The 14,148-nt window shown below is 57.1% G+C and carries 7 protein-coding genes; 2 read left to right on the top strand and 5 right to left on the bottom strand.

Annotated features, from left to right (window positions below; translation table 11 throughout):
- Positions 1-27: 27 nt before the first annotated feature.
- The 4 genes from ACOCF6_RS15325 to ACOCF6_RS15310 form a co-directional block, all read right to left on the bottom strand.
- Complete coding sequence (locus ACOCF6_RS15325) at positions 28-411, bottom strand: hypothetical protein (protein ID WP_482461202.1); 384 nt, start codon at positions 409-411, stop codon at positions 28-30.
- Positions 412-521: 110 nt separating this feature from the next.
- A complete protein-coding gene (gene lspA / locus ACOCF6_RS15320; RefSeq protein WP_482461201.1) occupies positions 522-1,022 on the bottom strand; it encodes a signal peptidase II in 501 nt (166 codons plus the stop codon).
- On the bottom strand, positions 1,022-3,796 hold the full coding sequence (gene ileS, locus ACOCF6_RS15315; RefSeq protein WP_482461200.1) for an isoleucine--tRNA ligase: 2,775 nt from the start codon (positions 3,794-3,796) through the stop codon (positions 1,022-1,024). Before ileS ends, lspA begins: the two co-directional genes overlap by 1 nt.
- Positions 3,797-3,962: 166 nt before the next feature.
- A complete protein-coding gene (locus tag ACOCF6_RS15310; protein WP_482461199.1) occupies positions 3,963-5,897 on the bottom strand; it encodes a right-handed parallel beta-helix repeat-containing protein in 1,935 nt (644 codons plus the stop codon).
- A 138-nt stretch (positions 5,898-6,035) separates the two neighbouring features.
- On the opposite strand from ACOCF6_RS15310, the gene mnmH reads away from it, so the two are divergent.
- Both mnmH and ACOCF6_RS15300 read left to right on the top strand, forming a co-directional pair.
- Positions 6,036-7,064 carry a tRNA 2-selenouridine(34) synthase MnmH gene (gene mnmH / locus ACOCF6_RS15305; protein ID WP_482461198.1) on the top strand — a complete coding sequence of 343 codons (1,029 nt, stop codon included), beginning with the start codon at positions 6,036-6,038 and terminating at the stop codon, positions 7,062-7,064.
- Entirely contained in the window at positions 7,061-7,651 is a 591-nt protein-coding gene (locus tag ACOCF6_RS15300) for a DUF502 domain-containing protein (protein ID WP_482461197.1), read from the top strand. The genes mnmH and ACOCF6_RS15300 overlap by 4 nt, the downstream gene beginning before the upstream one ends.
- Before the next feature lie 111 nt (positions 7,652-7,762).
- Here the strand turns inward: ACOCF6_RS15300 and ACOCF6_RS15295 are convergent, their stop codons facing one another.
- On the bottom strand, positions 7,763-13,981 hold the full coding sequence (locus tag ACOCF6_RS15295) for a fibronectin type III domain-containing protein (RefSeq protein ID WP_482461196.1): 6,219 nt from the start codon (positions 13,979-13,981) through the stop codon (positions 7,763-7,765).
- Positions 13,982-14,148 lie beyond the last annotated feature (167 nt).

Below are 14,148 nucleotides of genomic sequence, written 5' to 3'. Positions count from 1 at the left end.
TGCACTGTCATACAACTCCCAACAGCTTCACCGTTTCCGGCTGTTCGATGCTATCTGAAAAACATCTGGGGACTGGTTCTGGGGAGGGACAAAAATGGAACTGTACACCTGGGGCAATAGCCAGAAAGAATCGGTATGGCGGGTAATGATTACAACCGGGGCATAGTTCACCTGAACACCCTGCTCGGGCGGACTGTGATACGAGCAGCTGCAGGAAGAGGTATCACAGCAATGCGAACCCTCTTCATCACTGCAGGGGCAGTGATCGCAGGGAGAATCCGCCAAGCGGTCAATCGATCGGAGGTCCGTTGCCATGACATCCGGTGCAGTGACATGTGCAAACCCCATGACCGGGATTAACAGATAGAGGATGATCAGCAGCAGTGCCATATGTCGAAACGTTAGATGCATTATTACGAGGCCTGACCTTGTCAGTGAGTTCGTTAATTCAGTACAGCTGTCAACAGAAACATACACCAATTGACTAAACAATCACAATCATATTGTCAACTAAATTGATCTTATTTGTCCATGGCACGACCGACTTTCGACCGTTTTTCTTCCAGCAGCATATCCAGGGCCAACAGGAACACTCCCACACAGATCAGCGAGTCAGCCACATTGAAGGCCGGCCAGTGGTGGCGATACCAGTGGGCATCCAGGAAATCGATGACTTCACCCAGTCGCACCCGGTCGATCAGGTTACCGACAGCCCCGGAAAAGATCATGGCCATGGAGATCTGGGCCAGCCTCTGGTCATCGCGCAGCTTGTGAAACGCCACCAGGATGGCGATGGCAGCCACCAGGGTGATGGCAATAAAAAACGGCAGTCGCCAGGAGGCCTCGGACAGAAAACTGAAGGCGGCGCCACGGTTACGCACATAGGTGATGTTGAAAAAATTGGAAACCACCGGGATCGTGTCAAACAGCTGCATGCTGCGGTCGATATACAGCTTGGTCGCCTGATCGAACAGCAGCCCGAACATCGTCAGGGTGACAAACAGGGTATAGCGTGGTTTCATTATAACACCGCCGCCGTACATTTCGGGCAGATGGCCGGATGTGCCTCATCAGTGCCCAACTCTTCGCTGTAATACCAGCAGCGCTCGCACTTGGCGCCGGGCGCTGCAGTCACCTGAACCCTCAGCCCTTCAATGTTTTCAGAATTCCAACACTCACCATCAACACTGTCAAGCAATGTCACCTTTGAAACGATGAAGATGCTCGGCAACTCGACCTCATACTCGCGCAGGAAGAGCATAAGTTCAGCCGGAGCAGCAATAGCCACGCTGGCATCCAGAGAGTGGCCAATGGTCTTGGCAACCCGGGCCAGCTCCAGGGCCTTGGAAACATCGGCCCGAACTTTCATAATACGGTCCCAGCGCTCCACCAGCGCATCGTTCTTCCATTCGGGATGGAGCTGCGGGAAAGCTGCCAAATGGACGCTCTGTTCCTTGCGGGCCGGCATGTGCTGCCACGCCTCATCGGCGGTAAAGGAGAGCACCGGGGCCAGCAGACGGAGCAGGGTATCCAGGATCTCGTGCAGCACGGTCTGGGCGCTGCGGCGGCTGAGGGAATCGGCCTTGCTGGTGTACATGCGGTCCTTGAGGATATCCAGGTAGAAGGAGCTCATCTCCACCGTGCAGAAACCGTTGACGTCCTGGTAGATGACATGGAAGGCAAAATCCTGGTAGGCGGTCAGCACCCGCTCCTTGAGCATCTCCAGCTGGTGCAGGGCCCAGCGGTCGATCTCGGGCATATCGGCGGGTTTCACCGAATGGGCTGCCGGATCAAAATCCGAAATGCTCCCCAGAATATAACGGCAGGTATTGCGTATGCGGCGATAGGCCTCGGATACACGGGTCAGGATCTCTTCGGAAATGCGGGTGTCATCGCGGTAATCCTGGGCCGAACACCACAGGCGCAGCACATCGGCGCCGAACTTCTTGATGACATCCTCGGGCGCCACCACGTTGCCGGTGGACTTGCTCATCTTGTGCCCCTTGCCGTCCAGCACGAAGCCGTGGGTCAGGACGCTCTTGTAGGGCGCCACACCGCGTGAACCAACACTCTCCAGCAAGGACGAGTGGAACCAGCCGCGGTGCTGGTCGCTCCCTTCCAGATACAGGTCGGCCGGTGAAGCCAGCTTGGGATTGGCCTCCAGCACGGCGGCATGGGATACGCCCGAATCGAACCACACATCAAGGATGTCGTTTTCCTTCTCGAAGGAGGCAGCACCACACTTGGGACAAACCGTACCGGCCGGCAACAGCTGCTCGGCGCTCCAGTCGAACCAGACATCGGAGCTGTGTTCCTTGAAAATAGCGGCCACATGATCCATCAGTTTCCCGTCGGCCACGTACTCGCCGCAGGCCGTGCAGGAAAAGGCGGTGATCGGCACGCCCCAGGATCGTTGGCGCGACACGCACCAGTCCGGGCGGTTTTCGATCATGCCATGAATCCGCTCACGTCCCCATTTCGGGATCCACTGCACCTGGTCGATGGCCCCCAGGGCCTTGCCGCGCAGGTCATTGGCCTTCATACTGATGAACCACTGCTCGGTGGCGCGGAAGATGATCGGCTTCTTGCAGCGCCAGCAGTGCGGATAGGAATGGCTGATCTTGGAGGTCTGCAGTAGCGCCTCGACCTCAATCAATTTGTCGATCACACTCTGGTTGGCGGCAAAGACCTGCTGCCCGGCGAAGAACTCCACGGTGGAGAGATACTTGCCGTAGTTGTCAACCGGGTTGTAGACCTCCAGTCCCTCTTTCAGGGCCAGTTCGTAGTCTTCCTGGCCATGGCCGGGGGCCGTATGGACACAGCCGGTACCGGCCTCCAGGGTGACATGCTCGCCCAGCAGAATGACCGAGTTCCGGTCGTAAAAGGGGTGCTTGCAGTTCTTGCGCTCCAGCAGGGTGGCGGAGAAGGTGGCGATAACCGAACCGGTCAGACCAACCGTTGCCAGGAATGAATCCTTGAGTCCCTCTGCAACGATCAGCACGCCCTTTTCCGTCTCCAGCGCCACGTAGTCGAACTCGGGGTGCAGGGCAACCGCCAGGTTGGCCGGGATCGTCCAGGGGGTGGTGGTCCAGATGACCACATAGGCCTGCTTGCCGGCCAGGGCCGGGATGACAGAGGAGAGGTCATCCTGCACCGCAAAGCGGACATAGATCGAAGGCGAGGTATGATCGGCGTATTCCACCTCGGCCTCGGCCAGGGCGGTCACGCAGGACGAGCACCAGTGCACCGGCTTGCGGCCACGGTACAGCCCCCCGTTGTGAGCGAACTTGGCCAGTTCGCCGGCGGTCAAGCCTTCATATTCGTACTTCATGGTCAGGTAGGGATTTTCCCAGTCACCCTGGATCCCCAGACGTTTGAACTCCTCCTTCTGGATCTCGACGAACTTGGCAGCATACTCGCGGCACAGTTTGCGCATCTCCAGCTTGGAGACCTGGCTCTTCTTGGAGCCCAGGTTCTTTTCCACCTGCAGCTCGATCGGCAGGCCGTGGCAGTCCCAGCCCGGGACATAAGGGGCGTGGAAGCCCTGCATGCGCTTGACCTTGAGCACGAAATCCTTGAGGATCTTGTTCAGGGCATGGCCGATATGGATGTGACCGTTGGCGTAGGGAGGGCCGTCGTGCAGCACGTAGAGAGGTTTATCGGCTCCGGCAGCCTCCATTGCACTGTACAGGCCGGTTTCTTCCCACTTGGCCAGCATGACCGGCTCGCGCTGGTTCAGGTTGGCTTTCATCGGAAAGTCGGTGGCCGGTAGATTGAGGGTGTCTTTATATTCCATAGTGGTAAAGCCTCCGCACTGATTGTAGGACTAAAATTTTAATAAATTACAGGCAGCATGCTGAAAAGTCAAGGAGTCGCAATCAAACACGGTTCGCCAACAAAACTAAGGGGCTCTCTCCATCTGGAGGCCCCCTTTGTTTCCAACGCCTGCACAGATTCAGAAATTACGAATGCACCTTCACATCCCGCACCCGCAGACTGCCTCCCTTGATCGTCAGTTTCCCCTTCACGTTTAGCGTATCAGCAATCGATACTCCGTTCACAACCGTCAAGCCATCATTCAGAGTTGTCAGCGTACCGTTCTTGATACCGAATATATTGTCCCAGCCGCCGTTTATGATAACGCCAACATCCAGGGAAACCACCCCGTTGTACTGCATACCCAGCAGCAACAGTTCGTTGCCTGTCACTGCCGCAGAGAGTGCATCGGCGAGTGTTCCGTAGTTTGTGGCAGTAGTTTTGTTCTTCACCTGGGCCAGATTGAAGGTTGCCGTTACGTCTTTGTCAGCATCCATGGCCAAAACACACGGATCGCTGTTGCAGATTGGACTCCAGCCGGCGAAGACAGAGGTGGCGGAAGGATAGTTCCCAAGAGTAACCACTGAGCCATCAGCAAATGGGGCCTGGCACATATCGGGACAGGCAATCCCGGAATGATCTGCATCACTGCTGACCGAGCCGGAGCCGGAGCCATTGATGTTTATGGTTAATATCCTCTGTGGTACTGGAAATTCAAAAGCGCCGATATCAAGCTGCGTATCTGTCGGGCGGGGAATTTCTGACTGGTGTTTCAGATATTCACGATCCAGCGGGAAGGTCATCATGGCAAGCGGCAAGGAAACAGCAACATTGCGTGCGGGTGAGGACTCCAACAGGTGAAAATCCTGAAGTGACTCGTCCACAAAACCGGGACTGGCCGCAGTGACATTTCCGCCGAGGTTTGTAACTGAACCAGTCACGCCGGAATGGGAAGCCGAGATACCGGACTTGTACAGATTTCCGCCATAACGCACCGTGCCGGACGAATCTGACAGAGCCAGTCGGTTCGCTGCTGCCGTGACATAGAGAATGTTGTTCCAGACCTCGGCCGTCTGTGAGTTGGTTGACAATCGCAACAGTGTAGTATTGTCGGCTCGCATCGAAACGACCGTGTTATTCCAAAAGTACAGCGTTCCGCGGTATTTGGCAGTTGTACCTGAGTCTCCGCCAAAATGAAGAATCTGATTATTGCCGGCGCCATCCGGCTCAATCAATACATTACCGTACACATAGGTCTTCAGGTATGCCGGGGCAGTGGTCAGGTCCACACTACCCTCGTTATCCACCAGATCCATCTGGCGGTTACCGCTTTCGATCCAGTTGTAACGGATCACCGTACCGGAGGAGCGATCCTTCAGATTGTTGCCAGAACAGCCGCTGCAGAGCGGACCGAAGCGGTTGAACTGGTAGAGGATTCCCCGCGCCTCGGTGTAGGTATTGTGCTCGTAGATACTGCCGCTGTTGCCGTTTCCGAAGATATAGTTGCCTTCAACCACCATGTCGGTTGTAGCACTGGCAACAAACAGGCCGTTGCCGTTATCCTCAATAATACAGTTACGTACCGTGATATGGTCACCCTTCTCCACGTAGATCCCGGAAGCATTTCCATTGTAGCTGCCGGTCGTCGCATCGTGTCTGGTAAAGTCCCCCCGGGCCCTGCGGAAGTGCAGATTTTCGATCACGATGTAACCAGGCATTCCATCTGCCGGTTTGTTGGAACCGCCGATCTTGAGGATACCGCGCTCTTCGTTCCAGTAATCCAACTGGGTGCGCGTTGTCGCCCCCTCGCCATGGATAATCGGCAGGGCCCCGTTCGCGTCCGGCACCCCGCTGACGGTAATCGGCGAATTGACGGTGCCGACCCGGTTCAGCACCCATTTTTCATAATAGGGTGCCGGACGGGCATGGATATAGACTGTGTCCCCGGCCTGGAGGGTTTCCCAGGCGACATCACCGATAGCGGAGTACGTATGGCCGGGGCCGACATGATAGTCGGCGGCACAGGCTGGTGATGAATAGCCGAATACAATCGAAACAAAAAGCATAATAGCCGTTTTCATGACAATCCCCCCTGAGATGGATAGTTATTCTTGTGCAACAATCCAGCCAGCCGGTTCAACCAGAATAACCCGCCCCCATTACACTGTTGCCAGTACGGTCAGTGTCGCTTATACTAACTGACCTGGAGCCTGGACACTATGCCTGAAAAATGCACCTTTACCCCCGCCCTGCTGGACAGTCACTGCATCATCGACGTGCGCACACAGCTGGAGTTTGCCGAAGACCACCTGCCCGGCGCGATCAACGTCCCGATCCTCAACAACGAGGAGCGGGTCGAGGTCGGTACGATCTACAAGCAGGTTGGTCCGCAGCAGGCCCGCCAGCGCGGACTGGTACTGACCTGCAGCCGCTTCGGCGCCATGGTGGCGGAGATCGCCGCCCATGCCGCCGGCCGGCCGATCGTGGTCTACTGCTGGCGCGGCGGCCTGCGCAGCCTCTCCATGGCGATCCTGCTGGAGATGAGCGGCTATCCGGTCGTACAGCTGCGCGGCGGCTACAAGGCCTTCCGGGGCCTGGTCATTAAATACTTCGAGGCATTCACACCGCCGGCCCCGCTGATCGTCATGCACGGCATGACCGGCACCGGCAAGACGACCTTCATCAACGGCCTTGACCAATCAAGCTGGACATCGATCGACCTGGAGGGACTGGCCTGTCATCGCGGCTCGGCCTTTGGCGAGGTCGGCCTGTATCAAACCCTCAGCCAGAAGCGTTTTGAAACCCTGCTGTGGGACGCCTTTCAAAGGGCACCTGCCGACCGCCCGATTGTGCTGGAGGGGGAGAGCCCCCGCATCGGCAGGATCGCCCTGCCGGGAAACCTGTACGAGGTCATGGCCGGAAGCTGCAAAGTCTGGTGCGTGGCCTCGCTGGAAACTCGTGTGCGCAGACTGGCGGTGGAATATGCCCGTGAAGAATACCGGGAGGCAATGGCAGAGGCGCTGGAACGGATCAGAAAAAAACTCGGGGGGCAACGTTACGCCGAGCTGGCCGGCCTGCTGGCGGACTGGGACATAGAGGGGCTGGGCCGGGGATTGATAACGCATTACTATGACAAACTCTATTACAAGCACCGCCCCTGGACGCCGGAGCTGGAAATGGATCTGGAGGATTACGCAGAAGCGGAGCAGCTGTTGTCAGAGTTCTGGAAGGGTCGGGGACACGCATGAAATTCATTGTCAAGCATCTCAAAGGGACGTTTATCGCCGGGTTGTTTGTTGTCATCCCGATCGGCATCACCCTCTTCATCCTCAAGTTCCTGTTCAATTTTACCGACGGCATCCTCAGCAGCTATCTCGACCGGCTGTTCAGCATCATCACCAAACAGGAACTGAACTTTCCCGGACTGGGCATCATCACCGGCGTCGTGGTTATCTACCTGGGCGGCCTGCTGGCCACCAATGTCCTGGGTACCCAGCTGCTCAAGCTGGGTGACAACCTGATGAACCGCATCCCGCTGGTCAACGCGATCTATTCCTCCAGCAAGCAGCTGACCAAGGTCTTCAAGGAAGGTAAATCATCCTACCGGCGGGCAGTTTTCGTGGATTGGCCCCGCCCGGGCGTCAAGGCGGTCGGCTTCGTAACGGCGGAGGTGGAGCGCAACGGCGAACGTCTGGTGGTGGTCTATATACCGACCATGCCCAATCCGACCTCCGGTTTTGCCCTGTTCTTTCGCGAGGAGGATGTCTTCGAGAGTGGTATGACGGTGGAAGAGGCCGTCAAATTCGTCGTTTCCGGCGGGGCTGTGATTACCTGACGGCGTTCAACCAATTGCTACTTAACCATATCCACGAACCTGTGTTCCTCTCCCCCTGGGAGAGGGTGCCCCGCAGGGGCGGATGAGGGCGACTTTATCCGGAATCTTCCCTTATAATCCCAGCTTCACCTTCTCCATCCTGACCGTTCCCTGCTGCAGCGTCACCACGCCCTGGAGTTTCGTATCCAGACTGTTATCAGAGTAGGTGGCGTCGAAGCCCCCTTTGACCGTTACGCTGACCGGGAGGTTGGCCAACAGTTCGCCAACCAGGGTACCGTCACGCAATTGAATGACGTCACCGTCCGCTGCAGCGTTGTAAGCCGCCTGCAGGGTATCGAAATAGCGCGGGGTAACTGCGTCGAAGATGCGCACCGGCGGAAAGGTATTGAAGGTTGCGGTCACATTTCTGGCGGTGTCCATGGTGACGAGGCAGGCGGCCGTCCCGCTGCAGTCACCGGTCCAGCCTGTGAAAATGGAGCTGGAATCGACCGTGGCAGTCAGGGTCACCTGTACGCCGCCATCATAACCCGCACTGCAATTATTCTGAGAACCAGAGATACAGGCAATTCCACCCGTATCACTGTGCACTGAACCTCCCCCGCTACCGTTAACGGTTACTGTCAGGGTTGCAGAAACGGCGGGCACCATGATGACATTTGAGTCCGGACTGCTGCCACCGCTATTATAAGCCCTGACCCGGTAAAAATAGGCTAACCCGGGTGTGAGGCCGACAATATTTACGGTATTCGTATTGCCAACATCAAAATTATTGTAGCCGACAACAAGATCTGAGAAGGCGTCAGTCTTCGAAACATCTATCCGGTAACCGGTAACGCCATAGACATACTCCCAGTTGGCGGTAAAGCCGGAGGCGGTCACATTCGTGGCAGCTGTACAGACCGGAGCGGCAGAAACTTCAGGAAGAGTTGCCTGAATAATGGGATTGGAATTCGCACCGACACCGCCGCTGGTATAGGCGCGGACACGGTAGTGGTAGGTCGTGCCCGCAGCAAGACCGCTTACGGCAAATGAAGTGACGTTACCCACATCCCGGTTGCTGTAATTTGCAACGAAACTGGTAAACCACTGGTCAGTGGCGACATCAAGCTGATATCCCGAAGCCCCGCTGACAATGTTCCAGGTGGCGTTAAAATCGGTCCGGGTCACCGAGTTTGCCTCCGTCGCGACCGGTGCCACCGGCAGCGTCACGACAGTGACGAAATCGGAGTTGCTGCCGGCCCCTCCAGCGGTATAGGCCCGGACCCGATAGTAGTAGGTCGTGGCGGCAGTCAGTCCACTGACTGTGAAACTGGTGACAGCTCCCACATCCTTGCTGTTGAAGCCGCTAACAAAGCTGCTGAAAGCCTGATTCGTCGACACATCGAGTTGATAGCCGCTGGCACCGGTCACAGCAATCCAGGAGGCACTGAAGCCGGTCAGGATAACGGCAGTTGCCGCAGAGGCAACCGGCGCATCCGGCAGGGTGCAGGTTGTTATCGTATTGGAATTGGCGCTGGTTCCGGCAACATTATAACTCCGGACACGGTAATGATACGTGGTGCCCGGTGTAAGCCCGCTGACAACAATGCTTGTTACATTACCCACATTTTTGGTTGTGTAGCCTGTGACCATGCTGGTGAAGCCATTATCAAACGCAACATCAAGCACATAGCCGTCCGCGCCGATCACTGCTCCCCAATTAGCGGTAAAAGCAGTTGCTGTAATTACAGTCGCGACGGTAACCGTCGGTACTTCAGAGGCGGTCGCGGGCAGGGTGGCCTGGTTGATGACACCCGAGTTTGTACTGATCCCGCCCGTATTGTAGGCCCGGACACGGTAGTAGTACAGTGTGCCGGCCGAGAGCCCGCTGACGATAGAGCTGGTGGCAGAGGCCATATCCTTGTTGTTGTAACCGCTGACGAAACTGGCGAAGCCGGAATCAGCCGATACATCCAGGCGATAGCCGGTGGCACCGTTGACGGCCCCCCAGTTGGCGGTGAAGGTATACTGGGTGACTGAGGTGGCGGACATGGCTGTCGGAGCATCAGGGGTTGCCGGCAGGGTTATCTGCGTGATCGTATTTGAGTTGGTGCTGGTGGCGGCGCTGGTATAGGCCCGGACGCGGTAATGGTAGGTGGTGCCGGGGGAGAGACCGCTGACAGCCGCGCTGGTGACATTGGTGACATCCTTGCTGTTATAGCCGCTGACGAAACTGGCAAAACCTGCATCAATGGCCACATCCAGCTGGTAGCCGCCGGCGCTGGTGGCCGCACCCCAGGTGGCGGTGAAACCGGTCTGGGTAACCAGCGTCGCCGCAGTGGCGACCGGGGTCGCCAGGGTGGCCTGGGTTATGACATTGGAATTGGCGGAGGTGATAGAGGTACTGTAGGCACGGACCCGATAGTAGTAGGTGACGCCGGCGGTCAGTCCGCTGACGGCAAAGCTGGTGACATTGGCTACATCCCTGTTGTTATATCCGCTTACGAATGCCAGGAACGTCGAATTGGTGGCAACGTCAAGCCGATAGCCGGTTGCCCCGACAACAGCCCCCCAGGCAGCGGTGAAGCCGGTCTGGGTGACCAACGTCGCCGCAGCAGCAACCGGGGTGGCCAGGGTCGGCTGGGCAATGACATTGGAGCTGTCGCTGGTACCGCCGGCATTATAGGCGCGCACCCGGTAATAATAGTCAACGCCGGCAGTCAGACCGGTGATGCTGTAGGTGGTAACGGCCAGCACATTCCTGTTTTCGTAACCGCTGACGAATGCAGTAAAAGCGGAATCGGTTGCCACATCCAGCAGGTAACCGCTGGCCCCGTTGGAGACACCCCAGTTGGCTTTGAAACCGGTCTGGGTAACAGTTGTTGCCGGGGCGGCGACCGGCGCCAGCGGCACCGTTTTCAGGGTAATGACGGGCGTGGAACTGACACTGGTCCCACCGGTATTATAGGCCCGCACCCGGTAATAGTAGCTGGTGCCGGCGGCCAGTCCGTTGACGGCATAACTGGTGACATTGCCCACATCCAGATCATTGTAGCCGGCAACAAAGGTGCTGAAGGTCGTAGCCAGGGACACGTCCAGCCGGTATCCGGTTGCCCCGAGCGCCGGGTTCCAGTTGGCGCTGAATCCGTTCTGGGTGATGGCGGTCGCGGCAACGGCTACCGGTACAGAAGGAAAGGTCGTGGGATTGATGACATTGGAACTGACGGTCGTAGCACTGCTGTTAAAGGCCCGCACCCGGTAATAATAACCCGTGCCGGCAGTCAGTCCGCTGATTGCATAACTGGTGACATTGAGCACGTTCTTGTCGTTATAGCCCGTGATCATGTTGCTAAAGGCGGCATCGGTGGCCACATCCAGCCGGTAGCCGGTAGCACCGACCACCGCATCCCAGTTCGCTTTGAAAGCGGTCTGGGTAACCAGTGTCGCCGGGGTGGCGACGGGAGTCGCCAGGGTGATCTGGGTGATGGTGTTGGAGTTATTGCTGGTTGCAATACTGGTGTAGGCGCGCACCCGGTAGTAATAGGTAACACCTGGTGTCAGCCCGCTGACCGGCGCGCTGGTGACAAGCCCCACATCCTTGTTACTGTAGCCGCTGACAATGCTGGTAAAGCCGTTATCTGTGGCCACATCCAGCTGGTAGCCGCTGGCCCCGTTCACGACATTCCAGTTGGCATTGAACCCGGTCTGGGTAACGAGCGTCGCCGCAGTGGCAACCGGGATGGAGAGGGTGGCCTGGGTAATGAAATTGGAATTGCCGCTGGTTCCAGCAGAGTTGTAGGCCCGCACCCGGTAATAATAGCTGGTGCCGGCCGAGAGACCGCTGACGGCGGAGCTGGTCGCGCTGGCCATATCCAGGTTATTGAAACCGCTGACAAAGGCAGTGAATGTCGAATTGGTGGCCACATCCAGCTTGTAGCCGAGTGCCCCCGCCGCCGGATTCCAGTTGGCAGTGAACGTACTCTGCGTAACCAGCGTAGCGGCAGTGGCAACCGGCGCAGGAGGAATGGTGGTGAGCGTAATTACATTGGAACTCACGGTCGCCCCGGTAATGTTATAGGCCCGGACCCGGTAATAGTAGTTTGTGCCGGCAATGAGACCGGTAACTGCAGAACTGGTAACATTGAGTACATTCTTGTCGCTATAGGAGGTCAGAATGGTGCTGAAGGCGGCATCGCTGGCCACATCCAGCCGGTAACCGGTCGCGCCGGCCACCGCACCCCAGGTGGCGGTAAAACCGGTCTGGGTAACCAGTGTCGCCGGGGTGGCGACCGGCGTCGCCAGGGTGATCTGGGAAATGGTGTTGGAGTTGGTGCTGGTGGCGACGCTGGTGTAGGCCCGCACCCGGTAGTAAAAGGTGACACCGGGGGTCAGGCCATTGACCGACCAGCTGGTGACAAGTCCCACATCCCTGTTGCTGTAGCCGCTGACAAAGTCGGTAAAGCCGTTATCAGTGGCGACATCCAGCTGGTAGCCGCTGGCCCCGCCCACGGCACTCCAGTTGGCGGTAAAACCGGTCTGGGTAACCAGCGTCGCTGCGGTAGCCCCCGGGGTGGAGAGAGTGGCCTGGGTAATGACGTTGGAATTGGTACTGGTCGTTGTGCTGTTGTAGGCGCGTACCCGGTAATAATAGGTGGTACCGCCGGTCAGGCCGCTGACGGCAGCGCTGGTTGCCGGGCCCATCTCCAGGTTGTTGAAGCCGCTGACAAAGGTGGTAAAGCCGGACGTGGTGGCCACATCAAGCTTGTAGCCAATCGCTCCGATAGCGGGGTTCCAGGTAGCAGTAAAACCGGTCTGGCTGACATTGGTTGCAGCAGTCGCAACAGGGGTCGCAAGAGTGTACTGGTTGATAGGATCTGAGCTGGCACTGGTCCCGCCACTGGTATAGGCACGGACGCGATAATAGTAACCGGTTCCGGCTACGAGACCGGTAATGGCAGCGCTGGTACCGGTGGTTATACTCTTATCCTTATAAGAGCTGAGAATACTGATAAACGCTGAATCGGTTGCCACATCCAGCTTATACCCGGTTGCCCCGCTTACAGCATTCCAATTGGCAGTGAAGCCGGTCTGGGTAACAGCTGTCGCTGCTGTAGCAACCGGAGCCAGAGGTACCGTCGTCAATGTAATCGTGCTGGAGTTGATGCTGGAGCCACCATTGTTATAGGCACGGACACGGTAATAATAGGTTGTGCCGGCAGTCAAATCAATGACGGAAAAACTTGTGATAATACCTACATCCCTGTTGTCAAAGCCGGCAAGAAAAGACGTGAAACCTATATCGGTCGCAATGTCGAGCTGATAACCGCCTGCACCGGTTACGGAAACCCAGTTGGCGATGAAGCTGGTCTGCGTGATAGAGGTTGCACCAGGGGTGACAGCCGGGGCAGCCGGCGGTAACGGAAGCGTTACCAGGGCAGCGGTGTCGGAGTTTGCGCTGGTTCCCCCGGCATTATAGGCACGGACCCGATAGAAATAGGTGGTACCGGCCTTGAGAGTACTGACTCCGAAACTGGTAACATTAGCTACATCCTTGTTGCTGTAGCCGGTGACAAAAGTAGTGAACCCGACCGTAGTAGCAACGTCAATCCGGTAACCGGTGGCACCGGCCACTGCAGCCCAGGTGGCGGTAAAAGTGGTTTGGGTGATGGCAATTGCGCCGGTGACATCCGGGAAATCCGGGATAGCAGGCAGGGTACTCAGTACCGTGGAATTGGAATTTACCGACGTACCGCCGTTGTTATATGCCCGCACACGGTAATAATAGGTTGTGCTGGGCGCCAGACCGCTGACGGATACGCTGATGACATTACCCACATCCTTATTGCTGTAACCACTGACAAGAGAGGTAAAACTGAAATCTGTTGAAACATCAAGGCGGTAGCCGGTGGCGCCGATCGCTGCACTCCAGCCGGCAGTAAATCCAGATTGGGTTACGTTTACAGCATCAGCCGCAACCGGAACACTGGGGGTAGGAGGCAGGGTTACCAGAGAGCTGGTGTTGGAATTCAGGCTGGTGCCGCTGCCGTCATAGGCACGCACGCGGTAGAAATAGGGAATTCCGGAACTGAGATTAATGACGGGGTAGCTGGTGACATTAGACACGTCCAGCGCCATGTAGCCGCTGACATAGCTGGTAAAGCCCGGATCGGTGGCGACATCCAGCTGGTAACCGGTCGCACCGTTCACGGCTTGCCAGGTGGCGCTGAATCCGGTCTGGGTAACGGATACTGCTTCGCTGACAACCGGGGCTGCGGGCGCCGCCCAGACTGCCGATGGCATCAGCATCAAAACCGCAGAAAGTATGATTGAGACTACAATGTTTCCTGTCAAGCACTGCTCCTAACCCTGATTTCAGAATAGTGCGTCAGTCGGATTCCCAACGTGTGCTGCGTTTGATAAAGGATGGTTGAGGAGGGTTCCAATCTTGCGAACGTGCCGTCTGACAGTCCTGCATCATAGTTCGTATCGGAAAAACAGGGCCTCAAGTTAAGCTAAAA

The sequence above is a fragment of the Geobacter psychrophilus genome (assembly GCF_056821595.1).
This window is presented reverse-complemented; position numbering and strand designations above follow the sequence as displayed.

Excerpts from the sequence above, each read along its gene's own strand:
- ACOCF6_RS15325 (WP_482461202.1), bottom strand. The coding sequence starts at position 411 with ATGCATCTAACGTTTCGACATATGGCACTGCTGCTGATCATCCTCTAT.
- lspA (WP_482461201.1), bottom strand. The coding sequence starts at position 1,022 with ATGAAACCACGCTATACCCTGTTTGTCACCCTGACGATGTTCGGGCTG.
- ileS (WP_482461200.1), bottom strand. The coding sequence starts at position 3,796 with ATGGAATATAAAGACACCCTCAATCTACCGGCCACCGACTTTCCGATG.
- ACOCF6_RS15310 (WP_482461199.1), bottom strand. The coding sequence starts at position 5,897 with ATGAAAACGGCTATTATGCTTTTTGTTTCGATTGTATTCGGCTATTCA.
- mnmH (WP_482461198.1), top strand. The coding sequence starts at position 6,036 with ATGCCTGAAAAATGCACCTTTACCCCCGCCCTGCTGGACAGTCACTGC.
- ACOCF6_RS15300 (WP_482461197.1), top strand. The coding sequence starts at position 7,061 with ATGAAATTCATTGTCAAGCATCTCAAAGGGACGTTTATCGCCGGGTTG.